Raw genomic sequence first — 26,150 nt, 5'->3', positions numbered from 1 at the left:
CCCCCGGCACGAGATGACGGGGAAAATTCTACAATTGAGGGCGGCCCGTTCGGTCTCACTGATTCTTCTCGATGCGAATGTGAACGGCGTGCTTTCCCCCATCTTCGTGCCGGGGGCGCTGCCCCCCTCCGCACAAAGATTCGTCCAGATCTTTTTCACCCCAAACCCCTACCCCAGCGGCGAGAAGAGACGGGAGACCGACTCCTTCATCCTCACCCACCTGGACCGGGCGGCATACCGCTCGGGCGTGATCTCGGTGCAGACCTCCAGGTCGCGGACAAACCGCTTCTTCATCTCGCCCCCGACGTTTGCGTCGTAGAAGAAGGCGTTCGCCTCGAAGTTCAACTTGAAACTCCGCACATCCCAGTTGGCGCTCCCCACCGAACCCGCCGTCCCGTCGACGACGATGGTCTTGGCGTGGATGAACCCGTTGTCGTAGGTGTAGGCCCGCACCCCGGCGTCGAGGAGGTCGGCGACAAAGGAGAGGCTGGCCCAGTAGACGAACGGATGGTCGGGCTTGCAGGGGATCATCACCCGCACGTCGACGCCCGAGAGCGCCGCGAGGCGGAGGGCGTCGGTGACGCTCTCGTCAGGGATGAAGTACGGGCTCTGGATGTACACCGACGACCTGGCCGAGTTGATCAGCTTGATGTAGCCCTCCTTGATCGGGCTCCACCTGGTGTCGGGGCCGCCCGAGACGATCTGGACCGGGACGGTGCCGGCGACGTCGGGGTCGGGGAAGTAGACCGGGTCCGAACCGCGGTATTCGCCGGTGGCATGGTTCCAGTCGAGGAAGAACCGCAGTTGCAGCATGTTCACGGCCCGCCCGGTGATCCTGACCGCGGTGTCCCGCCAGTAGCCGAGCGGACCTTTGCCCAGGTACTCGTCGCCGATGTTGAACCCGCCGATGAACCCGACCGTCCCGTCGATGACGGCGATCTTGCGATGGTTGCGGTAGTTCACCCGGTACAGCGAGGGGAAGAAGACCCCGATCTCGCCGCCGGCGTCGGTCAGTTCACGGAAGGCCTCCTTCGACCCGCCGCCGGCCCTCGTCCCCAGGGCGTCGAAGAGGAGGCGGACCTCGACGCCCTCCTTCGCCTTCTCCGCAAGGGCGTGGACGACCGAGCGCCCGAGTTCGTCGTTGTTGACGATGAAATATTCCAGGTGGACGTGGTGGCGTGCCGCCCCGATGGCCTCGAAGAGAGCGTCGAACTTTTCTTTTCCGTCGGTATAGACCTCGACCTTGTTCTTCTCGGTCACGAGCGCCTGGTTGTTCGTGAGGAGGGCGAGGATGGTGTCGCGGTACTGTTCTGCCGCCGGATTTGCGAACCTGAAGCCGCGATCGACCAGGTCCTGGTGCTGCTCCTCGAAGAGATCTTTGAGGTACTGGTCGGCCTCCTTCTTGAGGGCGAACATCTTCTGCCTGGTGAAGTTCTGCCCGAAGATCAGGTACAGGGCAAACCCGATCGGGGGCAGGAGGAAGAGGACCATCAGCCATGCCAGGGCTGCGGTGGGATTTTTGCGTTCGAAGAAGACGACGGCGATGGCGAAGAGGACATTGAAGAAGAAGATGACGCTGAGGATGATTGACCAGTCCATTATCATCCCCATCGATGGGAGGCGAGATATGGGTTTCGAGAGGGGGCCGACCTCCCACCGGGAGCGCCGGCGCCCTGCCCCTCTCACACCGTGATCTTTCTGAAGAGATAAGCCCCGACGACCGCCATCACGACGGCACACCCGCTCAGCACGATGCCGCAGATGACCGGACTGATCTGGGCCGATCCCGAGAGTCCGTACCGTATCCCTTCCACCCCATAGGTGAGGGGGTCCAGGAGCGTGAGCGGTTGGATCCACGAGGGGAGGCTGCTGATGGGGAACAGCGCACCCGAGAGCCCGAAGATCGGGAAGACGACAAAGTTCATGACGAGCTGGAAACCGTGCATATCCTCCATGCGGGATGCGATGGCGATCCCGAAGGCCGTGAAGGTCACGCCGATGAGGAGCATGAAGAGAAATGCGATCACGAACCCGGACAGACTCGTGAGTTGCAGCCCGATGAAGAGCGAGAGCACCAGGATGATCACGCCCTGGATGAACGCCGTCGTGGCGCCTCCCAGCGTCTGGCCCAGCATGATCTCGATCCTGGAGACGGGGGCGACCAGGGTCTCCTTGAGGAACCCGAACTGCTTGTCCCAGATGACCTGGATGCCCGAGAAGATGGAGGTGAAGAGGACGCTCATCGAGACGACGCCGGGGATGAGGAATGCGACATAGCCATCCTCGGCTCCAGGGATCCGCACCACCTCGTTCAGCCCGAAGCCCATGATCACCAGGAAGAAGAGGGGCATCCCGAGGCTGCCGACGATCCTGCTCCGCGAACGCAGGTAGAGTTTGATGTTTCGCAGCCAGATGGTGTAGATGATGTCCATGTTACCGCCTCGCCCGGTGGCGCATCCGCATCTGGTCTGTGCCTGACGCGTGTTCGTCCCGCATCGCCCGCCCGGTCATGTGCAGAAAGACGTCTTCGAGGGTCGGGGTGTGCACGGAGATCGACCTGATCCCGACGCTCTGCGCACTGAGGAGATTCACGATCCCGGTGATCTCCTCTTCGGCGTGATGCAGGCGTACGGTCACCGTGCTCCCCTGGCGTTCGACCTGGCCCGGCCACGCCGCATCGATCCCGGCATAGGCCTCTTCCGCGTCCGGCGAGTCGATGGTGATGATGTCGCCCCCGATCGCGGCTTTGAGATTCTCCGGGGTGTCCATGGCGATGATCCTGCCGTGATCGATGATCGCCACCCGGTCGCAGAGGCGGTCGGCTTCTTCCATGTAATGGGTGGTGAGGATGATCGTGATCCCCTCTTCGGTGTTCATCTGCTCGATGTACGCCCAGAGATGGTTTCTCGTCTGGGGGTCCAGGCCGAGGGTTGGTTCGTCGAGGAAGAGGACCGCCGGCCGGTGCAGGAGGCCGCGGGCGATCTCGAGGCGCCGTTTCATCCCGCCGGAGAAGGTCTTGACCTGCTGGTCCATCTTCTCGCCCAGGCCGACCAGGTCCATGAGTTCGGCGATCCGCCGTTCCCGAAGGTCTTTTGGGATCCTATAGAGGCGGCCGTGAAAGTCCATGTTCTCATAGGCGGTGAGTTCTTCGTCCAGGGTCTGGTCCTGGAAGACGATCCCGATGGACCGGCGCACGCCGTCCTCGTCGGTCAGGATGTCGTGGCCGTCGACGGTCGCCCGGCCCGACGTCGGCCTGAGCATGGTCGCCAGCATCGAGATGGTGGTGGTCTTGCCGGCACCGTTGGGACCGAGCAGGCCGAAGATTTCTCCTTTGCGGATCGCAAACGAGATCGCGTCGACCGCGACGAAGTCGCCGAAGGTTCTGGTGAGTTCCCGGACGTCGATGGCGAGCGCGGTCATTTGATCCTCCGCAGGTCTTCGAGGCATTGCCCGAGGATTTTTCCTGCCTCTTCGTCTTTTTCAGATGGGAGTGCGTCGATGAGACTCCTGATCTCGACGAAGAGGGCGTTCAACTCGCGTTTTTCGTCTCCGAAGATTTCGACGAGCAGATTTTTCATCTGCAGCATCTTCTCTCTCGACTCTCTCCGGTGCTGTCGATGGGCCCGCAGCGTCTCCTCGCCGGTCTCTGTCAGTTCGTAGACCTGCTTCGAACGTTTTCCGGTCTCAAAGAGACGTATGAGTGCTTCTTCTTCGAGTTGTTTGAGCAGAGGATAGAGGGTTCCCTTGCTCGGCACCCATGTCCCTTCGGTCTTTTCCTCGATCTCCTTGAGGAGGTCGTAACCCGACTTCGGGCTTTGGGCGAGAGAGTGGAGGATGTAGAGAGCCATGAGCCCCCGCTCCCGTCCGTTCTTTGATGGAAACTTCCAGATGCCTGTCATGGTGGTGGTCGCGTAATGTTTCGGTTTCGAACCGTTCGATACACGACCATGTACATTCCGGAGAGGATATAAACTTTTCGTCGCGGGCTCCAGGGCCCCATGACCCCGATCAGAACCCTGAAAACCTCTCCACTCCCACGTTTTTCAGAGTCAACCCGGGGGTGCCACATGAAAGAAGGCGACGAAGACACCATCGAGGACTACCCCCAGTCTCCCGTCCCCCCGCATGCCCGCCGGGGCTTTCTCCCGACCGTCATCATCCTCCTCGGCTTCACGTTTTTCTCGGCGACGATGTGGGCGGGCGGTACCATCGGCGTCGCCTTCCCCTTCTGGCCCGACCTGATCGCCGTCATCCTCCTCGGCAACCTCCTGCTCGCAGGTTACGTGGCGGCGCTTGCCTATGTCTCTCAGAAGAGCGGACTGAACACGGCGCTGATGGGCCGGTACTGTTTTGGCAGGATCGGAAGCCGCTGGCCCGACCTGGTCCTCGGCCTCACCCAGGTCGGCTGGTACGCCTGGGGGACGGCAACGGTCGCCATCCTCAGTGTCGACCTCCTGGGCCTCGGCGAAGGGTGGAAGGCGCCGCTCATGGTACTCTTCGGCGCCACCTTCTGCCTGACCGCCTTCATCGGGTACCGCGGGCTCGAACGGCTTTCGATGGTCTCGGTTCCCCTGATGTGCATCCTCATCCTCGTGAGCATGACGATCGCCACCAGGGACGGCGGGGGCGTGGCCGGCGTCTTCTCCATCGCGCCCGCGGCCAGCATGGGCGTCGGCGAGGCGGTGACCATCGTGGTCGGAACCTTCATCGCGGGAGGAACGCAGGCGACGAACTGGACGCGGTTCTCCGACACCCCGCGCGCTGCGGTGGGTGCGGCGTTGATCGCCTTTCTGCTGGGAAACGGCCTGATGATCCTGGTCGGCGCCTACGGCGCGCTGGTCTACGGGGAGAGCGACATCGTGCAGATGCTCGGCCTCCAGGGTCTGCTCATCGGGGGCGTCGTGATGCTCTTCATGAACATCTGGACGACGCAGGACAACACCATCTACAACTTCTCGGTGGCCGGGTGCGACCTGCTGCGGACGAACCGGCGCCGACTGATCACGCTCGGGGGAGCGGGGGCGGGCACCGTCCTCGCGCTCCTCGGGATGTACGACTGGCTCGTCCCCTATATGCAGATGCTCGGCACCCTGATCCCGCCGATCGGCGGGATCATCCTTGCAGACTTTATTCTTGTTCAGAAAGGCCGGTATCCCTCTCTCGAGGAGGCGGACCGGTGCGCCGTTCGCTGGACCGGGGTCGTCGCCTATATCGCGGCGTCGGCCGTCGCCGTCTCTTCTCCGGGCATCCCCCCGCTCAACGGGGCCATCGCCGCGTTCCTGCTCTACAGCGTCACTGCCCGATACCTGCGGCCATCCGCCGCCTCAGTTCCGCACCGTTCTCGATGAAGACGATCCCGAGCGCGACGAGGATCAGCGCCAGGAGGTCGAGCATCAATTTCAGGAAGGCCTGCGGTGCGAGGAAGATGAGCGAGCCGAGGACGAGCGAGAGGATCCCGAGGGCGAGGCGTTTGAAGAGGCCTTCGGGTACGGCCCGCCGGCCCCTGGTGACGCGCCTGAACGAGACGAGGGCGCTCGCAAACATCCAGACGGCCAGGACGACGAAGATGATCATGGTCCAGAGCGCCACCGGGAGGGAGGCCGAACTGCCGCCCAGCGCCATGACGCAGAGCCCGAGGAAGACGCTGCCCTTCGAGGCGACGGCCGGCGGGTGGAGGGAGACGCCGTTCATCACGACGAGGAGGCCGAGGCCCGCGATGAGCAGGGGGATGAGGATCGAGACGACCGCGGCGAAGATGTGGACCGGGCGGGCGAGGATGGCGAGGGCGGCGAGGATCACCGCACACCCGGCAAGGATCATGAACTGCCAGGTCCGCCGCTGACCTTCGAGGACGAGGGTGGTCTCGTCGCTCCTCGCGGTGCGGGCGTTGGTGACCAGGGCGAGAAAAGTTTCGCCGATCATCAGGATGAGCGGGGCGTCGTCGACGAGGTGGAGGAGCGGGTGCTGTTTGGGGTCGTAGCGGTCGTAATGGACCCGCCACTCGGCGGCGGTCTCGTGGAGGTGGTAGTTGCCTTTCCGGTAACTGGCCAGCGTGCCCGGGGAGGGGACATTGATCCTGGACCGCTTCCACCCGCTGTCCAGCGGTTCGGTCACCGCCTCTCTGGGGACAGCGACTTCCCATACGCCCTGGTCCAGGGGTCCGAGGAACTCTTCAAGTCTGGTCATGGTTTCGTTCGTTGTGTACCGGGCAAATCGTATCAGTACACTCTCAGGAGAGGGGATATGTCTTGTCTTTTGGAAGAGGCCGCCGGTGTCCCGCGTCCCTATAAATACCACCCCGCCCATCTCACCCCTGGCCTGACCGATGCCGCCAGACGATCCCGCCGCCTTCGGGCACACCCTGCGTTTCGCACTCGCGGCCGTCCTGCTTGCGGTGGCCGCCGCGGGAGCGATGGTGCTCTTCCTCGCGGTGCAGTATGGGGGGGTGGCACTGATCTGGCCGGAATCGCCGCCGGTCCCGTACTTCACCCTCCTCCTCACCACCGCCGGCGGCCTCGCGGTCGGGCTCTGCCTCCACCTCTTCGGTGACCACGTGGGACTGCTCCAGGAGACCCTCGCAACTTTCAAGGAGACCGGCCGGTTCGAACCGCAGTATCTCCCGGCCGGCCTGCTCACCATCTATCTCTCCCTCGTCGGCGGCGCCAGTCTCGGGCCCGAGGTGGCCGCCGTCGATATGGGCGGCGGGATGGGCACCCGCCTCGGCGACCGGGTGGCGGCCCTGAAAGACCGCGTCCGCGACCTCTCGACGGTCGGCTTCCTCGGGTGCCTGGTGGGTTTTGCAATCTATCTCCTCCTCACCGGCCCGCCCGGCGCCCTGTACCCGGTCCCGCCCTACAAATTCGTCGCCGTCGACCTCCTCTATGCAACGGTCCTCGGCCTCGTCGGCGCCGCGGCAGGCGTGGGCTTCATCTATTCGTACCACCTCTTCGCCCGCCTCGTCGCACCCCTCGCCGACCGCCCCCTCCTCCGCGGCCTGCTCGGCGGTCTGGGCCTCGGCATCCTCGGCACCCTCGCCCCGCTCGTCCTCTTCTCAGGCCAGACGCAGTTCCAGACCGTGCTTGCCGAAGGGGCGGCGATGGGTGCGGTCGTGCTCATCGGGATCGTCGCGGCCAAGATCCTCGCCAGCACCTGGTGCATGGCCACGGTCTTCAAGGGCGGCCCGGTCTTCCCCCTCTTCTTTGCGGGCGGCACCCTGGGCATGGCCGCGAGTCTCCTCGCCCCCGGCGTCCCCGTCGCCCTCGCCGTCCCTGCGGCCATGGCCGGGATGACCGTCGCGGTGCTGAAGATGCCGTCGGTGGTCCTCGTCCTCCTCGCGATGGTTTTTTTGCAGTGGGATATCGTGCCGGCGGTGGTGATCGCGACGTTGGTGGGGTACGCGGCGACGCGGGGGGTGGTGTTGATTGAGAGGGGGTGAGGAGGGTGTTATTGTTCGCGAAGATCGAACGAGCAAGAACAACATTTGATCAGACAATAGTCAATTTGTCTAAATAAATGCAAAAATTAAGATTCAATCTTTTAGATATATGAACGATTGAGGAGGGATGAATTTAGGATCGATCTTTTTTGGATCAATCGGTTCTTCAAATAGAACAAAGTTTACTATCTCTATAGCATATCCCTTATTTTTTCCAGAGAAATAACTGTAAAAGTCACTTTTTGTGAGTCCAGAATCATCTTTCACTTTTTCCCATAAAGCCTCAGGGTGATCTTCAAGAATCTGTCCAACATTAAATTTACCAACAATTTTCTTCACAGGAGATGATGAATAGACGTAAATTTCATGAACAGATCTGTCTTTAAATATTACTTTACGGAATTCATATCTCTTCTTCCCACTAATTATTTTCCGGACATGCTTTGGTCTAATGGATAGTATGACTCGCATTGATTCCACTCGGCTGTTTAATCCATGTGTCGTCTGTATTATCAGTTTAGGTAATAAACTGCGGATCTTGTGTGAAAATTATTTGTGTCCCACTTGACTAATTTTTAGTCTTGTGTATTTGATGGAATAATTTCTTGTCTATATTAAGAGCCCCAATTTATTAGTAATTTCGACTGCATTGTGAAAGTGAACGTTACTTAATATAGTTTAAGGTCATCCCAAAACTCTCCAGGCCTTGATAGGGGAGTGGGAGACGTTTCTGAAGCATGGTGTCGTTCAAGAGATTGTTGCCGCCCCACCCCTATCTTCGTCGTGGGGAGGGCTGGGGTGTCAGCAAGGAAACATTCTTTATTCTCTCTGTGGGCGGCACGTCTGATCGGCCTGCCTTCCTCCGTCACTCGCGCCGGGGCCACCGCCCCTGGATCCCTGTGATGGCGATTGAAGTGGGGGAGGCAGAGGAATGGTCGGAAAGTTTCTCGATCCTGATGATTGATTGAGCCCAAGATACTTCTGAGATATGCTCTTTGTTAGATAAGTCAGAAAATAAAACACCAATCATGGATGTTCGACTTATGAAACCCATTATATTAGCGATCTTTGTTCAGTGGTGATTTCGCGCAAATATCTTTTTCTTCCTGTGCTGAATAACTACGTTTGCAAAATTAGAATCATAAACAGAACCTCAAAAGATGATTTTATTTAAACTGCTGTATTTCTACAATTTAAATCCACAAATTATCTCATTCATCAAACCCAGAACCTAATTTTATAATTCCATTTAAGGTTTTTTCATCAATATACGATCCACTTCTATCTTTTTTTGAAATAATTGTGTCTAATTCGTCTTCTTTGATAGAAGTTATCTCACTAACATCATTCAATTCAATAACCAATATTTTTTGCTTAATAGAGGCAAAACGGAAGTACTCTTCTTTACTAAGGACTAAATTCTGGTTATACATGTTCCATATTTCATCTGGAGTGCCTACTGTAACTGATCTTATTTTACCAAGTGCTTTTACACACTTTTCGGGGGCTGTTGAGTAAAATACTAACGTTTGCCCGGCTTTAAGGGATTTACCTGATGGTCCCCCCTTTATATAATAATAGGGAGGATCTTGTCTCAAAAGTCTTTCAAGGTAATCTGGCTTGATTGAAACAATCATTCCTTTTGGGGTGCCCTCACAAATAACTGGGGTTTTCCTCCCGAGGTACTGAGCAATATCACGAGAATTGAAGATAATTACTGCATTCTTTTTAGCATAATTTTCAGCTCTTTCAGTAAACTCACGAGCAATGAAGATTGGTAAATGATATTCTGATTCATTACAGTGTTTATGCAAAATTGATACAGGGTCAAGATCGACTTTTTGGTCTTTTACTTCGACCAATGCATGAATCGAATAATCTCCTAGACTGATCATCATATGTCTATCAAATCGCCTATCATTAACAAGAGGATGATCCTTTATATTTATCGCATTTAACCTAGTTTGAAGATACCATTCTCCAAGCCCCTCCCAATCAAATGGATCTCCAAAGTATTCTGGATCTAATGCTTTTGAAAGAATATAGGATTCCCTTGAGTTTCCATAAAGATCTTCTTTTCCTGATATCAAGAACCCCTTTGATATCAAAAATTCTATCATGGGGGTATCATCGGTGTATATATACGATATGATTCTCTTTACCCCCGCTTTCCGACATTGTGTTTCGGTATCATCGTAAAGGTCGTTACCATAACCTGAATGTTGAAAATTAGGATCAATAAAAAAACTTTTTAACTCTGCTATTCCACTTGCAGTCAATTTTATTATTGAGGTAGCGATCAATTTTTCTTTCCAAATTCCATTCGCGAATCGACTCCCGTTTGTTATCTCTATTTGGACTTTTTCAAGCCATTTTGAAAAATTTGGATACTCATTCGTGAGTATAGGTACTAGTAAATTTTCTAATTGGCTAATTTCCTCTTCATGAAGGATCCGATCAAGTCTATATTGTGACATTTTTAACTACCATCCCTTCCTTCTGTGGTCGCAATTCTGTTGAAGAGATAATATAACCATAATTTTGAGGAGATTTGAAGTATGAATCAATATTATGGGGATTTGCTGGATCGGCAAATCTTTTCGTGAAACCAAGATTTGGATCATAATTTTGGTTTTCATCTTTGAAATTCATATTATCTCTCCCAAAAAATTTTTTTGAAAATCTTGATTCACGTGATAATAATGTGCCGATTGGTGCCTGTCTCTGAAATTATTTTTTCAAAACTCTGATCAGATATCTCTTCAAATCCTCGTGGGGCCGAAGATCTATCTTTAATTACTCCCAATTCAATGAGCCGCTTTAAATTTAGTCTTTTTGGGAATGAATAGGTATACAAGAAATTTACAACAAAAGGTCTGGAATTTGGTTTTTCATTCCACTTGGCGATAAGTTCGTCTGTGGAAAAAACACTTCTTTTTCGGCACAGGCTAATAAAGTGATCTTCATCTTGAATATTTGTGTGGATGTTTTCTACAATCCCAAGGGTGGTAATTACACTCTTATGATATCCCCCAGTTCGATAAAATATTATAATGTCCCCAACGTTTAAATCTCGATTAAACGATCTCGATATAAAAATCTTTGAAATTGCATTTCTGTGAGGTTCGTTCTCAATATAATCCTCAGATGATTCAGTACAAAGTATAGAGTCTGGTAGAAGGCTTGTATGATATTCAGGATATATGGAAACAAGATATTTATTGACTTTACTATCAATGTACGGGTAGGTTGTCTTAGGTGATGATTTCAAAGCATTTCGTGAGAATTCCCTAACATATACATCTTCTTCCCCAGAAATTGACTCTTTTTTGCCATGGTATGCAAAACCAAAATCTTTAAGCAAATTTATTAGACGTAATTGACCAATGCTTTTTGGAAAAATTGTAACATATATTTCATCTACAGAATACTGTATCGCGTTATCGAAGATTATTTTTAAGAATCTTTCTCCAAGTTTGTAACCATTTAAATCAACCTTAAATGTACCTATTTTGAGTCGCCTTTTTTTTGAAAAATTAGGTCTTATATCTGAATAGAGTTCATTCTCTTTTTCTAATTTTAAATAAAGAAATGCAATTATTTTTTTTTCCAAAAGACAGATATATGCTTTTTCATCAGATTTTTTCGCGAACCATTTCTCAAAATCTTGATAATCTTCTTTTAAACTTTCAAAAAAATCATCTTTTATATTAATATTTCCAAAGTATTCTTTTCGTACTGATAAAATATTATAGTCAACAAGGTCAGGATTTTCTGAAGTGACTTTCTCCAAAAAAGAGTCTATTGTGAATACTTTTTCGTCAATCCCTAACTTTAAAGCCTTTTTATGAATTTTTCGGTCTTCGGTCAGTAGTAAATCGACACGCTGAGAATATACCTCATTTAAGAGAGCAGTATCGTTCAAGTCATTACTACTTGTATCATATTTTTCTGATACTTCTCTTACAACTGGATGAAGTGGGGCCACGGTAGGTAAACGATGATAACTATCAATTTTAATCAAAAATGCCTTACGAACATTTTCATCTTTAATTTTTTCTATCTCATCGATATTGACTTGATGTATACATTTTTCATATCCTAATTTATCGATCCAAGAAAAAAGTCTCCCAATATCTTGGTTAACAGGATTTTTACTTTCACGATGTAGAAGAATATTCGTGTCTAATAACAACTTCATTGAGATCACTAACCGAAACAGCCCTTAATAATAAAATAAGAGATGTTCAATATATAGTCCTTTCCATTATTGTTTGAATTGGCTATTTTGATAAATAAAGTATTAATATCCATCTTTGCAAGTATCATAGAGATCTAATATAAGGGTACTTCTCCATTCCATCCTCCCCTATTTTTTGATGCCGAAAATCCAGAACATGAGGCGCACCACCAAATCCTTCTCCCCTCGAACGAAGACACGGCACCCCTCCCGCTCCCATCCCGCCCAAAAAATAGACCTCACAACCCCCCATTCCACCCGGAGAACCCCCCCAGAAAAAAGATCACAACCTTCAAATATCGTGATGGAGACTGGAGCATAGTTTACAAAATCTCGAACTCCAGAACTTTTGTAAACTTCACGGCAACCAGGTCGAAGAGGAGTGAGCCATATGAGCATTGCCGAGCGGATAAAGGCGGCCCGAAGAAGTGCCGGGATGAACCAGCGGGAACTCGGTGCGGCAGTCGGAGTAAGTGCGACGGCGATTTCGAAGTACGAACGAGAAGAGGTGGTCCCGGCTTCGGGCACGCTCATCCGCCTCGGTGAGGCCCTGGACGTCAACATCGACTTCTTCTTCCGGCAGGTCACGGTGCACCTCTCCGCACCGCAGTACCGGTGCCACCGAACACTCACCAAAAAAGAGGAGCATATCATCCACGCGAAGGTGACCGACTGGCTGGAACGCTACCTGGAGATCGAGATGATCTCGGGCATCAGGGCCGATCTGGACCTCCCGCCGCGTGAAGAGTGCCGGGCATCCGGCATGGAGGAGGTGGAAGCGGTCGCCTCGCGGGTACGCGAGGCCTGGGACCTGGGCCTCGACCCCATCGAGAACGTGATGGACGTCCTGGAACAGCACGGGATCAAGGTCGGCACCATCGAAGCACCCGACTCCTTCGACGCCCTGACATTGTATCACGACGAGAGGACGCCGGTGATCGCGGTCAACACCGCCATGAGCGGGGATCGCCAACGCTACAACTGCGCCCACGAACTGGGGCACCTGCTCCTCCGGGTGGAGCACCCGCTCGATGAAGAAGCGGCGGCGCACCGGTTTGCCGGCGCATTTCTTGTGCCCCGCGAGATGGTGTGGAAAGAACTGGGGAAGAAACGCCATGCCGTCGATCTCCGGGAACTCTATCTCCTCAAGCACAAGTACGGGATGAGCATGAAAGCCTGGGTCCGTCGTGCCCAGGACCTCGGGGTCATCACCGGGGTGACCGCAAAGGGGCTGTATGCCCGGCTGAACCAGGCGAAGGCCGGCAGGGAAAAGCCTGCGAAACCGGTGAGACATGAAACGCCCACGTACATGCATCTGCTCATCCTGCGGGCCATGAACGAGAAGAAGATCACGCGGTCGCGGGCCAGAGAACTCTTCGGGGGCGACCTGCCCGGGATCACCGCAGGGGTTGAGTAGGTGCGGCGGACGCAGGGCATCCCCCCGACCTGCGTCGTCGATGCAAACGTCCTCTTCGATCTCGTTGCCGGGGGAATCCTGCACGATCTCTTCTCTCTTGACTGCGTCTTCCTGACCACCGACATCGTCGTCCATGAGGTCAGGACCGTTCCGCTCACGGACCTGCGTGGGCTCGAGATCAGGGAACTTCCCGGCGAACAGGTCATCGAAATGCTCGAACTCAGGAAGAACTATCCTGCTCTTTCCATGGAGGACATCTCGGTGATGGTCCTCGCACGCCATACCGGGGCCGTCCTTCTCTCCGGGGACGGTCCGCTGCGAAAGACCGCACGGGAAGAAGGAGTTGTGCTCCACGGCACCCTCTGGCTCATGGATCACCTCGTCGCCGGCGAGATCGTGACGCCGAGCAGGGCGGCCAGAGCGATCGAGACGATGCGGCAGAACGGGCGCTGGCTGCCGGGCGAGGAGTGCGAACTGAGAGTCAGGATGTGGAGAGCGTGAACATGCCGGGGAAGTTCGCAGACGGGATCTGACCCGGCGAAAATTTTTCGTAGACCTCATCCCGCGACGAAATTAATCTCCCGCGAGCACCAATATACTACCAGGAGTGACAGGGCATGAAAAAAACCATCATCACGGTCGTGGGCAAAGACACCGTCGGGATCATCGCGAAGGTCTGCACCTACCTCGCGGAGAACCAGGTGAACGTCGAGGACATCTCCCAGACCATCGTGCAGGGCTACTTCAATATGATGATGATCGTCGACACCGACGGGTCGACAAGACCCTTCGGCGAGATGGTCCGTGATCTCGAAACCCTCGGCGACGAGATCGGGGTCAGGATCCGGTGCCAGCGCGAGGACATCTTTACGAAAATGCACCGGATCTGAGAGGCGTGCCGATGATCAATTTCTTAGAGGTCAACGAGACGAACACGATGATCGAGCAGGAGAAGCTCGATGTCCGCACCATCACGATGGGCATCAGTCTTCTCGACTGCATCGACGCCGACCTGGACACCCTCAACCGGAACATCTACGAGAAAATCACCCGCGTCGCACGAGACCTCGTCTCGACGGGCAGGGAGATCGAACTTGAATATGGCATTCCGATCGTCAACAAACGCATCTCCGTCACCCCCATCGCCCTGGTGGGAGGACGGGCCTGCACCTCTCCCGAAGACTTCGTGACGATCGCAAAGACCCTTGACCGGGCTGCGAAGGAGACCGGGGTGAACTTCCTGGGAGGCTACTCGGCGCTCGTCTCCAAGGGCATGACGAAGGCCGACGAAAATCTCATCCGGTCCATCCCCCAGGCCCTCGCATCCACGGAGCGGGTCTGCAGTTCGGTGAATGTCGGGTCCACCAGGACCGGCATCAACATGGACGCCGTCAAACTGATGGGCGAGATCGTGAAGGAGACGGCGGAGGCGACGAAAGAGGACAGTTCTCTGGGCTGTGCAAAACTCGTCGTCTTCTGCAACGCCCCAGACGACAATCCCTTCATGGCCGGGGCCTTCCATGGCGTGACCGAGGCGGACGCCGTGATCAACGTGGGTGTGAGCGGGCCGGGCGTGGTGAAGCACGCGCTCGAAGGCGTGCGGGGCGAGAACTTCGAGGTGCTCTGCGAGACGGTGAAGAAGACGGCCTTCAAGGTCACCCGCGTCGGGCAGTTGGTGGCCCAGGAGGCCTCGGAAAGGCTCGGGGTGCCGTTCGGGATCGTCGACCTCTCGCTCGCGCCGACGCCGGCGGTGGGCGACAGCGTCGCAGGAATCTTAGAGGAGATGGGTCTGGAGTCGGTCGGTGCGCCGGGCACGACGGCGGCGCTCGCGCTCCTCAACGACCAGGTGAAGAAAGGAGGGGTGATGGCCAGTTCGTTTGTCGGCGGGCTGAGCGGCGCCTTCATCCCGGTCAGCGAGGACCAGGGCATGATCGACGCCGTCAACCGCGGGGCCCTTTCGATCGAGAAACTCGAGGCCATGACCTGCGTCTGCTCGGTCGGCCTGGACATGATCGCGATCCCCGGCGATACGCCGGCCACCACCATCTCCGGCATGATCGCCGACGAGGCGGCGATCGGCATGATCAATCAGAAGACGACCGCCGTCCGGCTCATCCCGGTCATCGGGAAAGAGGTCGGCGACACGGTGGAGTTCGGTGGACTGCTCGGGTATGCGCCGGTGCAGCAGGTCAACCCGTTCGGGTGCGAGGCGTTCGTGAACCGCGGCGGGAGGATCCCGGCGCCCATCCACAGTTTCAAAAATTAAAACTCATTTTTTGCCTCCGGGCGCATTGCAATCAGGTCTCTCCCCAGGGCGTATGCCCGCTCCATCAGGTCGGGCCGTTCCGTGACCGGCGGCTTTGCTCCCATCTCGCAGTCGGTTGCGACCAGGCACTCCCGCACATCGAGGCCGGACATTGCCACCGCGTCCGTGAATGAACGGAGTGCCGGCTCGAAGAGCGACGGGTCGGGCATGTTCTGCACGAAGATGAATGAGACCGGGCAGGAACCGGGGAATGTCGGGGACATATCCATCCCGATATATGGCACGAGGCGGTCGAGCCACGCCTTTGTCATGGCCGGGACGTACCCGAAATAGACCGGTGCTGCAACAACCAGGCCGCCGGATGATTCCATCATGCGGTACACCCGCTGCATGTCGTCCTGTACGACACAGCGGCCGTTATGCTCCTGTTTGCATCCATGGCAGCCGCGGCAGTCGTGGATTGTGAGGTCGTCCAGGAAGACCTCCTGCGTTGCGACGCCCTGATCGTGGAGCGCACGCGCTGCTTCCTGTACGAGCAGGTGGGTGCTGCCGTTCCTTCGCGGGCTGCCCATGAGAAGCGTGACATTTTTCCGGGGTTCGGGGTGTGACATTTTTTTCTCCCTCGTTACAGAGTTCTGTTGGCGCCTTGGTACCAAAAAGAAACCAGCATAAAAAAATGTATATAGGGTTAAAAAATGTACTAATGGTCAAATGAGCTCAGAATCAGATCCCGACGTCCTGCCGGTCCACGTCTATATCCGGGTTATCGGCGGGAAGTGGAAGCCGGAGATCCTCTGGTTCCTGCGCAAAGGGCCGCTCCGGTTCGGGGAACTGATGAAAAAGGTCCCGGGCATCACGCAGGTGACGCTTACAAAGAACCTCCGCGAACTCGAGGCAGACGGGATCGTGATCCGCACCGTATTCCCGGAGATACCGCCCCGCGTCGAATACCGTCTCACTGAGTTCGGCGAGTCGGTCTTCCCCGTGCTGGACGTGATCAGTGCATGGGGGCGACGATATGTCCGCCATAAAAAAGATATGGCGGAGTAGCGCCGTCGTCCTCGTTGTCCGGGCACGCTACGAGGAGATTGCAGAGAGCGTCGCGCCGGTCATGTCCCAGGCATCCGGCCTCCCCCTCATAGGGTTCTTTGTCGCATTCTTCGTGGGCTATTTCCGGGACTACTCGGCATTATCGCCTCGCTCCTCTTATCCAGAGATGAATATTGAAAATCTGGCTCTGTAAAATTGCTCATGAAGCGAACGCATGCCTCATGCCCGATTCTACAGAGCCAAAAAAAAGAGAGTTTCATGGAAATCCTCTATCGAATCCTTTGTTAGGAATCTCTCGAATTGATTTTTTTAATGAGCGAGACGGCGGCATGTCTGATTATCATGTCTTCCCAGACGCTTGCGCCGGGAAGGCAGAAAGATAACCGTAAGAGATGGCGGTGCCGTCCTCCTCGGCGCTATCTTATGGAGGGGCCAGGCGGTCGGTGAGTCCTGGCAAAACATCGATCCAGAGAGGTTTCAACAGGGCCATTTAAAGATGAACCGTTCCATCGTTTTTGCATTTATTCGTCCCTGAAGCAGGCGTATATCACTTCGTCCATGACCGTTCCGTTCTTTGTGATCGCTTTTTTGTGCATGGCTTCCCGTTGAAAACCGCACTTTTCAAGGACACGCGCTGATGCACAGTTGTTCTCAAAGATTCCCGCCTGAATTCTGAGAACGTCCAGACGCTCGAAGGCAACCGGTACGAGAGCCTTCACCGCTTCTGTTACAATCCCCCTGCCCTGATAGGGTGCGGCCAGCCAGTACCCGATCTCCGCCGTATTTCGGTACACGTCGTCCAGAGGGGTGACGCCGATCCCTCCGACGGCCTCTCCGTCCACCTCTATTGCGAGCAGAATTGCGGACGACGTGCCGGATGCCATATGTATGAAATTCTCGGCATCGTTCAGGGTATAGGGGGAGGGAAAGCCGTCCCGCATAGAACCCGCGATATCCGGATTGTTCGCATGGCGTGCAAGGGCGGGTGCATCATCGATCTCCCAGGGACGAAGAGATGCTGATTTTGTCCGGATACAGAGGGGCGGTTTCATCGTATTATATCTCGTGCACGTATATTTTCTTTTTATCTGCCAGGTATTATTCGATCGATCTTTGCCGTTTTTCTCATCGGTCATATCCCAAAATTCTCCTGCTTCCACTCCCCGGAGATGATAGAGAGAGATGAAGGTGTAAAATCTTCACTTCTTCGTAGCGTGAACATCCATTCTGAGAATGCCTTCCGTGGTGTGCTCAAAAACCATGGTTTCTCCATCGCCGGCCAGGGGTTCGATGCGAATCACGGCAATCCCGCGATGGGCACTATTATCAGTCAGATAATATTTCTAGTTCATTGAATGCAAAAGAAATGTGATATTTGCGGGAATGACATTGGTGATACCAATTCTTTTTGTGGCATGTGTGGTGTCGATTTACGAGAGGCAAAAAGCTCGGACGAACCCGAGATCATTATTGAAAAACCTCCACCCTCCCGGAATGGAAAAAAATCCGCTTCGCAAAAAGATTCTCCGAAGGACGGGGATGTCATTCACTGGTGCACGATCCGTACCCTCTGTGACTCGTATGAGATGTCCTTTTCACTCTTCATGAATCTTATTCTGATTCTTGCCAGTGGCAAAAAGAAGCTGGGTTTCTGCGATTGTCCCATGTGTCATCAGGGATACCGGGAGATGCTGGCGAATATCATTAATATCACCGAGAAAAAGAAATTGACCGCACATAGTCGGGCAATTGTAATTCAAGCTCGCGGGGATCAGATCGACGGAGTGAAGTTCGATATCCCAAAATATGTAGGTTATCTCACCGAAAAGAGAGGGGAGAGACCAGCTCCTCAAATCGAAGATCCCGGACCTAACCCTGCAAACAGGGGGAAGATCACGATCGAAATTGATAGTGATGTGCTTGAGAATGCAGTGCTCACGGTATTAAAATCTGAGAAAGGCCGGGAGATCATTCAATCTATCCCAAGAAAGTACACAAAAACAAAAGGACAGGACAGAAAGGGGAAGAAGGGATAAATCACCGCGGCGATGCGGAACGGATCAGGTGAAATCCCCTTTTTCACCCAACTTTTCGAGCGCCTTCTCGACCGGCGTCTCCGGGGCGTGAAACGTCCGCTCCGTGATGGAAGCGAGGACGACTTTTTCGGCAGGATCAATCACCCGTCCGCTCCACGAGGCGTCACCCTGCCAGACACACTCGAACTCGTCCCGCTCCCGCGCCTTCTGCAGGGGCCCGATCGCACGCCTGTCCCCGATCTCGCCGAGGGCCCAGGCCGCGACCCAGACATAGTCGGAGCAGGCGCTTGAGAGGCCCCGGACCAGGGGTTCGACCGCCCGGGAGTCTTTCAGTTTTCCGAGGGCCCAGGCGGCGGCCATGTTCAGGGTGAATACCCCCTCCCCCATGACGACAGGAGCGGCGAAGTCCAGGGAGGCGATGAGAGGGTCGACGGCGCGGGGGTCGCCGAGATGGCCGAGGGCCCAGGCGGCCTTCCACCGCACGGCGATATCGTCGTCGGAGAGTTTCTCTATGAGGGACGCCCCGGCGTCGTCGCCAGGGTCGGTGAACTCCTCTCTCCAGTCCCAGGACTCCTTCTCAAATGCCCGGATCGTGCGGTCCATATGCCGCTGAGATCTGGGCCATGCCATATATCTCTTCCCCGGCCAGGCCAAAGGCTCATGGTGTTTCACGAAGAGAAGAATCGCGAGATGCAGCGAGGAAGTTGTCCGGCCGTACTGGTCCACGGGTGGAGGAGCCATCCCGGCGTCTGGAAACGCCTGATACCGCACCTTGAGGCGGCGGCGATACCGTACCGGATCTATGACCACAGCGAGATGGGCGACGCCGTGCCCGGCGAGATCGCCGCGGCGTTCGGGGACTTCCTCGCCCTGACGCGGGACGAGACCGGCTATGCCGGACCCGTGGACATGGTCTGCCACTCGATGGGGACCGGCATCGCCCGCTACCTCCTGGAGGTGATCGACGGGGGACGGCGGGAAGAGCGGGTCAGGCAGTTGATCGGTCTCGGGCCGCCGAACAACGGATCTTCCATGGCCGAACTCTTCAGCGATCCCGGGTACGGCCCCGAGGTCGTCGACCGCCTGGCCGGGGTCTTCGTGCCCCGCACCTTCGACCCCGAAGGCGACGTCATCGTGCAGGAGTTCAGGCCGGGCAGCAGGACCATCGCCGCACTGCGGCGTGCGAAGGGCCGCGACGACATCGCGTACAGGCTGATCCTTGCCGCGAACCTCACGGCCACCCCCGCCTTCTTCCCCTGCTTCGAGGGAAAAACCTGGACCTTCGGCCCCGACGGCGAATGGCGGACGACCTATGCCGGCGACGGCATCGTGCCGCTCACCGACTCGTACCTGCCGGGCGCGGGCGTGGACATCCTCCCGGCGGATCCTGCGTCCCTGGCGCAGAGGCCAGAGCAGTACTGCCATATCGGCCTGCCCAGGAACCCCGAGGTGATGGCGAGGGTGATGGAGTATCTCCAGAACCCGGCGACCCGACCGCAGGGAGTCTGCCCGGAGAGGGAGTGAGGGGTTGAAAAGAAGATCAACAGGCACATTAAGTGCGGCGGCATTCTCTCATCAGAGTTGATCCATGCCGCCGGTCAGAGAATGCCCCTCCTGTAACATTTATTATGACGAGAGCCTGCCTGCCTGCCCGTTCTGCGGTGCCCAAAACGATTCCCTCCCGCACGGCGCGGCCGCCCCATCGCCGCCATCCGACAACGTCCCCACTCAATCGCCTGACGTGAGAAAAATCCGCAACCCCCTGGTCGCCGCTCTTTGCAGTCTCCTCTGGATCGGGTGGGGGCAGTGGTATAACGGGCGGACCGACGACGGCCTCGTCTATCTCGGGGCGTATACGGTCACGGCGCTCTTCGCCACCCTGCTCGTCGTGCCGCTCTTCTTCGTCTCGTTCTGGGTATCCGCGGCAGTGCTCCTCCTCGCCGTCCTCGCGGTGATCGCGATCCTCGGACATTCCATATACGACGCCTACAGGACGGCGGAGAAAATCAACCGGGGCGACGCGGCATTCACCGGGAAGAGCAGGCTGTTCTGGGTGCCGGCCGCGGTGTATGTCTTTGTGGTCGCCATGATCGCGGCGGTCCTGCTCATCGGGCCGGTGCCATCGGCAGATGAGCATGCTGATGACATCATAGATGCCCCTGTACCGGTGGCGACCACGCCGCCGGCGCCCGACACCCAGAGAACAGAGTTCTTCGACCTCTTCTTAACCATAGACGATCTCCCCGCAGATTATGCCCCGCCCAGATACAAGTTGATACCTGAGTCAAAACTCTCCCCGACGATGAGAGCGTTCGGGGCTGATGTCGGATTTGTAGAATTTTTTTCAGAAGAACCGGCACCAAAGCCGGGGGACCTTGTCATCTCGCAGAAACTCATCACCTTCCCTGAAGGAAACGCCACCAGAATGGTCGACTCCGACTACGAGACCTACTCCATCGGACGAAACGAAGTGCTCGACCCGCCCGCCATCGGGGAGAACTCCGCGGCATTCAAACTGATCGGCCGGCACCGGAATGCAACCGAGGACCACATTCACTACGTGATCACCTTCTCGCAATATGATCTCTATGAGATGTTCGTGACCGTCGGGCCTGATCCCGATTATGAACTGCTCGAAGACCTCGCCATGAAGGCCGCGGCAAAGATCCCGTAATGGACCGGATCTGAAATAAAAAAGATCGGAGGAGAAACGGTCTGGCTGATTAATTATCCCCGGACATCTCTATCCCGAGGTGCCGGTACAGCGCCTCGGGCCCCGGTTCTCTCCCCAGGAAATTCTCCAGAAGCACGGTGCCGTCCTCCATATTGCCCCGTGAAAGAATCTCGTCCCTGAACCTCGTCCCGGTGGTCCGGTTGGTCATCCCCTCCTCTTTGAACTCGTCGACAATATCGAGGGCATAGACCTTCGACCAGAGATACCCGTAATACCCGGCATCGTACCCGCCCATGAGATGACCGAACGACGCAGGCTGATGCGTGCCGGCAAGCGGGCGCCTGCCGGTCACGTCCTCGCAGGTCGCGGACCAGACCTCGGTCACATTGACCGGTGCGGTCGCGGTGTGAAACCGCATATCCTCCAGAGAATTGACAAGCAGATGCCCGGCATATACATTCCCCGCCCCGATCGCTCGCGCCGCAATGACGCGGTCGCGAAGATCCGGCGGAATCTTTTCGGACGAGTTGGTATAATGGCCTGAGATCGACTCCATGATCTCAGGATCCCAGGCCCACTCCTCAAGCGTCTGCGAGGGCGTCTCGACAAAATCCCACTCCACATTGAACCCCGAAAGAGAGCCATAGGGTGCGGTCGTCAGGAGATAATGCATCGCATGCCCGGTCTCGTGGAAGAGCGTCTCGATCTCGTACATGGTCAGAAGCGACGGCTTCTCCCCCTCGGGCGTGCGGAAATTACCTATGATCGCAACGACCGGGACCGAGTACGTACCGTTTTCCATCCTCCCGCCGATCACCGGCGTCGCACAGAAATGCCCGAACTTCCCCTCACGCGGATAGAGGTCGAGGTACAGGTAGCCGATCGTCTCGTTCCCGTCCAGGTCTTTCCCCGCATACAGCCTCACCTCGGGCGCCCAGACGGCAGCGTCCTCGACCTCGGTAAACCCGACGCCAAAGAGCGTCCCGTAGGTATCGAAAAGCCCCTGAAGGACGGTGTCGAGCGGGAAATATTCCCGGACCTCCTCTTCGTCATAGGCATACTCCTCCTGCTTGCGGATATCCTGGAGGTACGCGACGTCCCAGGACTCGACCGCCGTCGCCGCCGGGTCCAGACGCGTCTTGATCGCGAGAAGGTCCGCCATCTCGTCGGTGTATTTCTCCTTCAGGGGCGCCTGCATGGAGGTGAGAAATGCCATCACATTGCTCGTGTTCCCCGCCATCCTGCCCTCGATCTGGTAGTCGGCCCACGTGGCGTACCCCAGTTCCCGTGCGATCTGCTGGCGCAGCACGATCGCCTCTTCGAGGAGCGGGGTGTTCGCCTCCGCCTGCCGGTTGTGGTATGCCTCGTACATCCGCTTGCGTGTCCCGGCGTCGTCGGCATAGGTCATCACCGCGACATAATCCGGGCGCTTCGCGGTGACGAGATAGGTTCCCTCCGGCGTCTGCGAGAACGCCGCCATCGACGACGACGGCACGCCGGCAAGTTCGTCGGCGGTGCATTCGAGCGTGGTGTTGTCGTTGTTGAGATTGGCCGAGTATTGGGTCTCGAGTCCGCTCAACACCGTCCTCATCTCCCGCACTTTTGCGAGACGATCTTCAGGGAGTTTCAGGCCGTTCTTCTCGAACTCCCTCATGGTTACGTCGTAGAGGCGGGACTCCTCGGGAGTGCGCGGGCTCTGGTCCCGGAGAGCGTCGTAGAGGTCGCGCCTGGTATACACGCCGGTGAAAAAGACCGATGCAGATTCTTCACAGGCCATGCCTTCTGCGGCGATTTTTGTGTCGGGGTACACCGAACCCATCAGCGTGATGGGGCCGACGGCGTCGGAATAGTCTGCGAGTGTCCGGTCGAATGCGATGACCGTGGTCTCGAAGGTGCGTTTGTCCGGGGGAATCGCGGCGATGGCGTCGAGCGAGGCGTTTGCAGTCTCTTCTGCGGCCTCTCTCATTTTTGTTATCTCGCCGGGCGAGTAGTGGGTCCGGATGGGGCCGACACCCTCTGCGGACTCTTCATGCCGTGCGTTCTCGATGCATCCGGCGGTCGTGAGAATGACGACGGCCAGGAGAATGATCCATGAAAAATGGTATCGGCGGATGGTATGCATGGGGATCAGTGATAGTGTACGTCTCTTTGAAGAGAAATAAAGGCGTGCGAGATCTGGCCGGGCATAGGGGAACCCTGAAAAAACCTGCAAAAAAAGAATCAGATCCTCTCCAGGATCTGGTCGATCGACGCATTTTTGGGGAACCAGACACTCTCGCCGGTGTAGTTCAGGCCAGGCGTGGCGCGGAGGCGTTCGAGGTCGTAGACCCTCGGGCCGTACTGGTAGTCGGCCTCCTGGTACCACCATGCCGGATATCCGGGTTCATCGACCTCCCCGGTCGCCGGGTCGGTGATGAGTCCGTTCGAGTACTTCACGACCAGCATCCCCGCGAGGTCATGCCACTCGTCGATGATCTCGTCGCCCCGCTGCACCGTGAAGTCGGTGAGGAGACGGCGGGCGCCGGCCTCGTCGCCTGCTGCGATCATGGCGGCCGCCCGTGCGTCGGTCTCCCCGACCTGCCGGATCGAGTCAGCTTCGAGCGCGGCCTGTTCTGCCTTGATGTCCTCGATCATCGCGTCGTACCTGAGCATCGCCCAGTTGGTCACGAAATCGAAGGTCCAGTAGGCGGCGGCGGGGTCGTACGCGGTCCGCGTCCCGGTGGTGTAAGCACTCGAAACATTCTCCGATCCTGCATACATCGGTGCGTACACCGTCTCGTAGGCCACGGCCGGACCGAACCAGAGGACGCCTCCGACCGGATCGGGAAGGTCTGCACGCGCCTCGGCGACATAACTGTAACTGCAGAAGATCGCCGAGACCGGCCGCGGGTTCGCGCCCGGCCGCACCTCGATGAAGGACTCGTTCTGGAAATTCGTGTGGGCATCGGCGGGCCCGAGATAGCGGTACGGGTTCCCGAACGGCCCGGCGGCGACGCCGGCGGTGAGGTCGAACTCCGTGCCTTCATAGTGGTCGCGGAAGAGCGAGAGGGCGGTCGTGCGGTTGACCGGTGTGTCGGGCGCGACCGTAAAGGGCAGGGCGGTCGTGTACGAGTCCTCGACATAGGGGCTCAGGTTCAGCGAGGGCGCAAGCCGGTTCTGGATGCTCCAGACCCTCATCAGCGAGTAGTAGGGATGAGAATATTCGCCGTAGCTCGTCGCCTCCAGCCAGTCGAAGGTTCCCTCCGAGGGCGACCGGAGCCCGTACTCCTCGGCGACGGCGAAGAGGTCGGGGGTGTGCAGGATGTCCGCGTCGCCTTCGGCGACGGTGCGGATCCTGAACTCGTTCCCGGCCACGAAGACCTCGCCGTCGGGTATCTTCTCGGCGACCCAGAGCCCGCCGGTGCCTGCCGGACTGGAGCACATCTCGATGACCCATGCCTCCTTCGGGTCGGCGAAGATGAGCGTCTCGCCGGTCCCGTAATAGCCGTAGGTGTCGATGAGGCTGCCGACGAGTTCGACGGCGACCCTCGCGGTGGTGCAGCGTTCGAGCGCCACGTTCGAGAGTTCTGAGGAGTAGAAGATCCTCTTCCCCTCCTCGGCGTCGAGTTGGACCTTCGCATAATCGGTGCACTCGGCGCTGAGGAGCTGGTGCTCGTTCATCATGGCGTAGGAGGCGGTGTAATACCCGTAGGTGCGGGGCACCTGCGGGATCTCGCCGAGGACGAGCTCGGTGGCGTTCCCTGCTTTTTTGCCGGCGGCGTCGGAACCGCTGTTCGGGTCGAAGTAGACCGGTCTCGTCTCTCCTGCGGCGTGGTCGGCCGCCGGGACATAGGTCAGGACGATGTCGTCGATGTTTCTCCAGTCCGGACCGACGCCGTCGTTGGTGTGACCGACATACATGGTGCCGTTCTCGGAGGCGCCCGGCGTGACCGCGAAGATAGTGCACGCCGAGACGGGTGCACAGAGAAGAAAAATCATCAGGACCGGAAAGATTCCTGTACGTTTCATACGGAGAAGTGGAGATAGAGAAAATAAAAGTATCGTTATTGTGGTTCTCACCTCTCCCGATCCTCGTGAACCGAATCAGAGATGGTCTCTTGCCGGTGTTTCCCCATCTTCTCCGTGCGTCGATTTCTTGTCCTCTTCTGTCGAGAGGTGATGTATGAAATCTCATGCATGGGCGATCGCTCTCGTCCTGGTGGCGGCCTCCCTTCTCTGCGCCGGCTGCACGACCCCGGCGGAGAGCAATGCCTCCGATGACGCCGCCCGCGTGGAGATGCTCTCCCTCCTCGGCGAGATGCAGGGCACGGTCACCGGAAGCCTGACGGCGATCGACCGGGCGACGGCGGAGACGGCCGCGGGCCTTGAGAGCACCGGGCTCTCGGGGCCGGAAGCGGAGGCGCTCCTCGACGGTGCGCTGGCGGCCGATCCGTCCGTCTCCACGGCGATCGCGGTCGCACGCAACGGCACGGTCACTGCCGCCCGGCCCGCCGACCTCGGGCTTGTCGGGAGCAATCTGGGCGAGCAGGCCGTCGTGCGGGAGGTCTTCGACCGGAAGGCGCCGGTGATGTCCGACCTCTTCCCCCTTGCAGAGGGCGGGTACGCAGCGACGATCGAGTGCCCCGTCTTCTCGCCGGATGAAGAGTTGATCGGCATGGTGAGCATCTCCTTCCTGCCCGACCGTCTCGTCGGCGAGCACGCAGAGTCCGCGATCAACGGGACGCCCTATGCCGTGATGGCCGCCCAGGCAGGCGGTCTGGTGCTCTACGATGCGGACCCCGAAGAGATCGGGAAGGAGACGCTCAACGAATCCATGTATGCAGACTTCCCGGAGATCCTCGAGACTGCACGATCTTTTTCCGGGAACTGGTCGGGGCATGCGACCTACTCCTTCTATGACACCGGCTTTGAAGGGATCGTCCGGAAGGAGGCGTACTGGACGACGGTCGGTCTGCACGGTACGGAGTGGCGTCTGGTCGTCATCCGCCCCCTCGTCTGAGGACGTGCCAGACCAGAAGATCACTTTTTTTCT

26 protein-coding genes are annotated in these 26,150 nt (G+C 56.9%); 12 read left to right on the top strand and 14 right to left on the bottom strand.

What is annotated here, in order from left to right; all coding sequences use genetic code 11:
- Positions 1 to 168 precede the first annotated feature (168 nt).
- The 4 genes from cls to RJ40_RS02095 all read right to left on the bottom strand — a co-directional run bounded on the left by cls (position 169) and on the right by RJ40_RS02095 (position 3,899).
- Complete coding sequence (cls, locus tag RJ40_RS02110; protein WP_265581706.1) at positions 169 to 1,599, bottom strand: cardiolipin synthase; 1,431 nt, start codon at positions 1,597 to 1,599, stop codon at positions 169 to 171.
- Positions 1,600 to 1,682: 83 nt separating this feature from the next.
- The gene (locus RJ40_RS02105) at positions 1,683 to 2,432 is read right to left on the bottom strand and encodes an ABC transporter permease (protein ID WP_265581705.1); all 750 of its coding nucleotides are present in this window, start codon (positions 2,430 to 2,432) and stop codon (positions 1,683 to 1,685) included.
- A 1-nt stretch (position 2,433) separates the two neighbouring features.
- On the bottom strand, positions 2,434 to 3,420 hold the full coding sequence (locus RJ40_RS02100) for an ATP-binding cassette domain-containing protein (RefSeq protein WP_265581704.1): 987 nt from the start codon (positions 3,418 to 3,420) through the stop codon (positions 2,434 to 2,436).
- The gene (locus RJ40_RS02095) at positions 3,417 to 3,899 is read right to left on the bottom strand and encodes a PadR family transcriptional regulator (RefSeq protein WP_265581703.1); all 483 of its coding nucleotides are present in this window, start codon (positions 3,897 to 3,899) and stop codon (positions 3,417 to 3,419) included. Before RJ40_RS02095 ends, RJ40_RS02100 begins: the two co-directional genes overlap by 4 nt.
- Before the next feature lie 168 nt (positions 3,900 to 4,067).
- Between RJ40_RS02095 and codB the strand changes: the two genes are divergently transcribed.
- Complete coding sequence (gene codB / locus RJ40_RS02090; protein ID WP_265581702.1) at positions 4,068 to 5,348, top strand: cytosine permease; 1,281 nt, start codon at positions 4,068 to 4,070, stop codon at positions 5,346 to 5,348.
- On the opposite strand, the gene RJ40_RS02085 is transcribed toward codB, so the two are convergent.
- Entirely contained in the window at positions 5,293 to 6,186 is an 894-nt protein-coding gene (locus tag RJ40_RS02085) for a hypothetical protein (RefSeq protein ID WP_265581701.1), read from the bottom strand. The genes codB and RJ40_RS02085 overlap by 56 nt on opposite strands.
- Positions 6,187 to 6,325: 139 nt before the next feature.
- Here RJ40_RS02085 and RJ40_RS02080 point away from each other — a divergent pair, with 139 nt between their 5' ends.
- The gene (locus RJ40_RS02080) at positions 6,326 to 7,435 is read left to right on the top strand and encodes a chloride channel protein (RefSeq protein ID WP_265581700.1); all 1,110 of its coding nucleotides are present in this window, start codon (positions 6,326 to 6,328) and stop codon (positions 7,433 to 7,435) included.
- 93 nt (positions 7,436 to 7,528) lie between these two features.
- On the opposite strand, the gene RJ40_RS02075 is transcribed toward RJ40_RS02080, so the two are convergent.
- From RJ40_RS02075 to RJ40_RS02060, 4 genes are all read right to left on the bottom strand, one after another.
- Positions 7,529 to 7,906 carry a hypothetical protein gene (locus RJ40_RS02075; RefSeq protein WP_265581699.1) on the bottom strand — a complete coding sequence of 126 codons (378 nt, stop codon included), beginning with the start codon at positions 7,904 to 7,906 and terminating at the stop codon, positions 7,529 to 7,531.
- 740 nt (positions 7,907 to 8,646) lie between these two features.
- Complete coding sequence (locus RJ40_RS02070) at positions 8,647 to 9,912, bottom strand: GNAT family N-acetyltransferase (RefSeq protein WP_265581698.1); 1,266 nt, start codon at positions 9,910 to 9,912, stop codon at positions 8,647 to 8,649.
- Positions 9,899 to 10,087, bottom strand: a complete 189-nt coding sequence (locus RJ40_RS02065; protein WP_265581697.1) for a hypothetical protein — start codon at positions 10,085 to 10,087, stop codon at positions 9,899 to 9,901. Before RJ40_RS02065 ends, RJ40_RS02070 begins: the two co-directional genes overlap by 14 nt.
- A gap of 37 nt (positions 10,088 to 10,124) precedes the next feature.
- The gene (locus RJ40_RS02060; protein ID WP_265581696.1) at positions 10,125 to 11,636 is read right to left on the bottom strand and encodes a PIN domain-containing protein; all 1,512 of its coding nucleotides are present in this window, start codon (positions 11,634 to 11,636) and stop codon (positions 10,125 to 10,127) included.
- 430 nt (positions 11,637 to 12,066) lie between these two features.
- On the opposite strand from RJ40_RS02060, the gene RJ40_RS02055 reads away from it, so the two are divergent.
- The 4 genes from RJ40_RS02055 to RJ40_RS02040 all read left to right on the top strand — a co-directional run bounded on the left by RJ40_RS02055 (position 12,067) and on the right by RJ40_RS02040 (position 15,358).
- On the top strand, positions 12,067 to 13,092 hold the full coding sequence (locus tag RJ40_RS02055) for a helix-turn-helix domain-containing protein (protein WP_265581695.1): 1,026 nt from the start codon (positions 12,067 to 12,069) through the stop codon (positions 13,090 to 13,092).
- A complete protein-coding gene (locus tag RJ40_RS02050; protein ID WP_265581694.1) occupies positions 13,093 to 13,593 on the top strand; it encodes a PIN domain-containing protein in 501 nt (166 codons plus the stop codon). It abuts the gene before it with no gap.
- A 116-nt stretch (positions 13,594 to 13,709) separates the two neighbouring features.
- Positions 13,710 to 13,982 carry an ACT domain-containing protein gene (locus RJ40_RS02045; RefSeq protein WP_265581693.1) on the top strand — a complete coding sequence of 91 codons (273 nt, stop codon included), beginning with the start codon at positions 13,710 to 13,712 and terminating at the stop codon, positions 13,980 to 13,982.
- 11 nt (positions 13,983 to 13,993) lie between these two features.
- Positions 13,994 to 15,358 (top strand): PFL family protein, encoded by a 1,365-nt coding sequence (locus RJ40_RS02040; protein WP_265581692.1) that lies wholly within the window; start codon positions 13,994 to 13,996, stop codon positions 15,356 to 15,358.
- Here RJ40_RS02040 and RJ40_RS02035 read toward each other — a convergent pair.
- Entirely contained in the window at positions 15,355 to 15,969 is a 615-nt protein-coding gene (locus RJ40_RS02035) for a flavodoxin family protein (RefSeq protein ID WP_265581691.1), read from the bottom strand. The genes RJ40_RS02040 and RJ40_RS02035 overlap by 4 nt on opposite strands.
- 100 nt (positions 15,970 to 16,069) lie before the next feature.
- On the opposite strand from RJ40_RS02035, the gene RJ40_RS02030 reads away from it, so the two are divergent.
- Positions 16,070 to 16,408: a winged helix-turn-helix transcriptional regulator gene (locus tag RJ40_RS02030; protein ID WP_265581690.1), complete on the top strand. Its 339-nt coding sequence runs from the start codon at positions 16,070 to 16,072 to the stop codon at positions 16,406 to 16,408.
- A complete protein-coding gene (locus RJ40_RS02025; RefSeq protein WP_265581689.1) occupies positions 16,377 to 16,601 on the top strand; it encodes a hypothetical protein in 225 nt (74 codons plus the stop codon). The genes RJ40_RS02030 and RJ40_RS02025 overlap by 32 nt, the downstream gene beginning before the upstream one ends.
- Positions 16,602 to 16,929: 328 nt before the next feature.
- Here the strand turns inward: RJ40_RS02025 and RJ40_RS02020 are convergent, their stop codons facing one another.
- Entirely contained in the window at positions 16,930 to 17,460 is a 531-nt protein-coding gene (locus RJ40_RS02020) for a GNAT family N-acetyltransferase (RefSeq protein WP_265581688.1), read from the bottom strand.
- A 363-nt stretch (positions 17,461 to 17,823) separates the two neighbouring features.
- On the opposite strand from RJ40_RS02020, the gene RJ40_RS02015 reads away from it, so the two are divergent.
- A complete protein-coding gene (locus RJ40_RS02015; RefSeq protein ID WP_265581687.1) occupies positions 17,824 to 18,444 on the top strand; it encodes a hypothetical protein in 621 nt (206 codons plus the stop codon).
- A 24-nt stretch (positions 18,445 to 18,468) separates the two neighbouring features.
- Here RJ40_RS02015 and RJ40_RS02010 read toward each other — a convergent pair whose 3' ends face one another.
- A complete protein-coding gene (locus tag RJ40_RS02010) occupies positions 18,469 to 19,074 on the bottom strand; it encodes a HEAT repeat domain-containing protein (protein WP_265581686.1) in 606 nt (201 codons plus the stop codon).
- A gap of 60 nt (positions 19,075 to 19,134) precedes the next feature.
- Between RJ40_RS02010 and RJ40_RS02005 the strand changes: the two genes are divergently transcribed.
- Together RJ40_RS02005 and RJ40_RS02000 are read left to right on the top strand one after the other, a co-directional pair.
- Complete coding sequence (locus RJ40_RS02005; RefSeq protein WP_265581685.1) at positions 19,135 to 19,968, top strand: esterase/lipase family protein; 834 nt, start codon at positions 19,135 to 19,137, stop codon at positions 19,966 to 19,968.
- Positions 19,969 to 20,032: 64 nt separating this feature from the next.
- Positions 20,033 to 21,118 (top strand): hypothetical protein, encoded by a 1,086-nt coding sequence (locus tag RJ40_RS02000; RefSeq protein ID WP_265581684.1) that lies wholly within the window; start codon positions 20,033 to 20,035, stop codon positions 21,116 to 21,118.
- Between the two features lie 49 nt (positions 21,119 to 21,167).
- Here the strand turns inward: RJ40_RS02000 and RJ40_RS01995 are convergent, their stop codons facing one another.
- Together RJ40_RS01995 and RJ40_RS01990 are read right to left on the bottom strand one after the other, a co-directional pair.
- Positions 21,168 to 23,240 carry a M3 family metallopeptidase gene (locus RJ40_RS01995; RefSeq protein ID WP_265581683.1) on the bottom strand — a complete coding sequence of 691 codons (2,073 nt, stop codon included), beginning with the start codon at positions 23,238 to 23,240 and terminating at the stop codon, positions 21,168 to 21,170.
- 98 nt (positions 23,241 to 23,338) lie between these two features.
- Positions 23,339 to 25,126, bottom strand: coding sequence for a dipeptidase (locus tag RJ40_RS01990; protein WP_265581682.1), 1,788 nt, complete (start codon positions 25,124 to 25,126; stop codon positions 23,339 to 23,341).
- 154 nt (positions 25,127 to 25,280) lie between these two features.
- Between RJ40_RS01990 and RJ40_RS01985 the strand changes: the two genes are divergently transcribed.
- Positions 25,281 to 26,117, top strand: coding sequence for a cache domain-containing protein (locus RJ40_RS01985; protein ID WP_265581681.1), 837 nt, complete (start codon positions 25,281 to 25,283; stop codon positions 26,115 to 26,117).
- Positions 26,118 to 26,150 lie beyond the last annotated feature (33 nt).

The organism is Methanofollis aquaemaris (assembly GCF_017357525.1).
In the GTDB taxonomy this organism is placed as follows: domain Archaea; phylum Halobacteriota; class Methanomicrobia; order Methanomicrobiales; family Methanofollaceae; genus Methanofollis; species Methanofollis aquaemaris.
The sequence above is the reverse complement of the archived record's forward strand: the minus strand, read 5'-3'. Positions and strand labels throughout refer to the sequence as shown.

What these genes read in the sequence shown, in the direction of transcription:
- cls (WP_265581706.1), bottom strand. Translation starts at nt 1,599, where the DNA reads ATGGACTGGTCAATCATCCTCAGCGTCATCTTCTTCTTCAATGTCCTC.
- RJ40_RS02105 (WP_265581705.1), bottom strand. Translation starts at nt 2,432, where the DNA reads ATGGACATCATCTACACCATCTGGCTGCGAAACATCAAACTCTACCTG.
- RJ40_RS02100 (WP_265581704.1), bottom strand. Translation starts at nt 3,420, where the DNA reads ATGACCGCGCTCGCCATCGACGTCCGGGAACTCACCAGAACCTTCGGC.
- RJ40_RS02095 (WP_265581703.1), bottom strand. Translation starts at nt 3,899, where the DNA reads ATGACAGGCATCTGGAAGTTTCCATCAAAGAACGGACGGGAGCGGGGG.
- codB (WP_265581702.1), top strand. Translation starts at nt 4,068, where the DNA reads ATGAAAGAAGGCGACGAAGACACCATCGAGGACTACCCCCAGTCTCCC.
- RJ40_RS02085 (WP_265581701.1), bottom strand. Translation starts at nt 6,186, where the DNA reads ATGACCAGACTTGAAGAGTTCCTCGGACCCCTGGACCAGGGCGTATGG.
- RJ40_RS02080 (WP_265581700.1), top strand. Translation starts at nt 6,326, where the DNA reads ATGCCGCCAGACGATCCCGCCGCCTTCGGGCACACCCTGCGTTTCGCA.
- RJ40_RS02075 (WP_265581699.1), bottom strand. Translation starts at nt 7,906, where the DNA reads ATGCGAGTCATACTATCCATTAGACCAAAGCATGTCCGGAAAATAATT.
- RJ40_RS02070 (WP_265581698.1), bottom strand. Translation starts at nt 9,912, where the DNA reads ATGTCACAATATAGACTTGATCGGATCCTTCATGAAGAGGAAATTAGC.
- RJ40_RS02065 (WP_265581697.1), bottom strand. Translation starts at nt 10,087, where the DNA reads ATGAATTTCAAAGATGAAAACCAAAATTATGATCCAAATCTTGGTTTC.
- RJ40_RS02060 (WP_265581696.1), bottom strand. Translation starts at nt 11,636, where the DNA reads ATGAAGTTGTTATTAGACACGAATATTCTTCTACATCGTGAAAGTAAA.
- RJ40_RS02055 (WP_265581695.1), top strand. Translation starts at nt 12,067, where the DNA reads ATGAGCATTGCCGAGCGGATAAAGGCGGCCCGAAGAAGTGCCGGGATG.
- RJ40_RS02045 (WP_265581693.1), top strand. Translation starts at nt 13,710, where the DNA reads ATGAAAAAAACCATCATCACGGTCGTGGGCAAAGACACCGTCGGGATC.
- RJ40_RS02040 (WP_265581692.1), top strand. Translation starts at nt 13,994, where the DNA reads ATGATCAATTTCTTAGAGGTCAACGAGACGAACACGATGATCGAGCAG.
- RJ40_RS02035 (WP_265581691.1), bottom strand. Translation starts at nt 15,969, where the DNA reads ATGTCACACCCCGAACCCCGGAAAAATGTCACGCTTCTCATGGGCAGC.
- RJ40_RS02030 (WP_265581690.1), top strand. Translation starts at nt 16,070, where the DNA reads ATGAGCTCAGAATCAGATCCCGACGTCCTGCCGGTCCACGTCTATATC.
- RJ40_RS02025 (WP_265581689.1), top strand. Translation starts at nt 16,377, where the DNA reads ATGTCCGCCATAAAAAAGATATGGCGGAGTAGCGCCGTCGTCCTCGTT.
- RJ40_RS02020 (WP_265581688.1), bottom strand. Translation starts at nt 17,460, where the DNA reads ATGAAACCGCCCCTCTGTATCCGGACAAAATCAGCATCTCTTCGTCCC.
- RJ40_RS02015 (WP_265581687.1), top strand. Translation starts at nt 17,824, where the DNA reads ATGTGTGGTGTCGATTTACGAGAGGCAAAAAGCTCGGACGAACCCGAG.
- RJ40_RS02010 (WP_265581686.1), bottom strand. Translation starts at nt 19,074, where the DNA reads ATGGCATGGCCCAGATCTCAGCGGCATATGGACCGCACGATCCGGGCA.
- RJ40_RS02005 (WP_265581685.1), top strand. Translation starts at nt 19,135, where the DNA reads ATGCAGCGAGGAAGTTGTCCGGCCGTACTGGTCCACGGGTGGAGGAGC.
- RJ40_RS02000 (WP_265581684.1), top strand. Translation starts at nt 20,033, where the DNA reads ATGCCGCCGGTCAGAGAATGCCCCTCCTGTAACATTTATTATGACGAG.
- RJ40_RS01995 (WP_265581683.1), bottom strand. Translation starts at nt 23,240, where the DNA reads ATGCATACCATCCGCCGATACCATTTTTCATGGATCATTCTCCTGGCC.
- RJ40_RS01990 (WP_265581682.1), bottom strand. Translation starts at nt 25,126, where the DNA reads ATGAAACGTACAGGAATCTTTCCGGTCCTGATGATTTTTCTTCTCTGT.
- RJ40_RS01985 (WP_265581681.1), top strand. Translation starts at nt 25,281, where the DNA reads ATGAAATCTCATGCATGGGCGATCGCTCTCGTCCTGGTGGCGGCCTCC.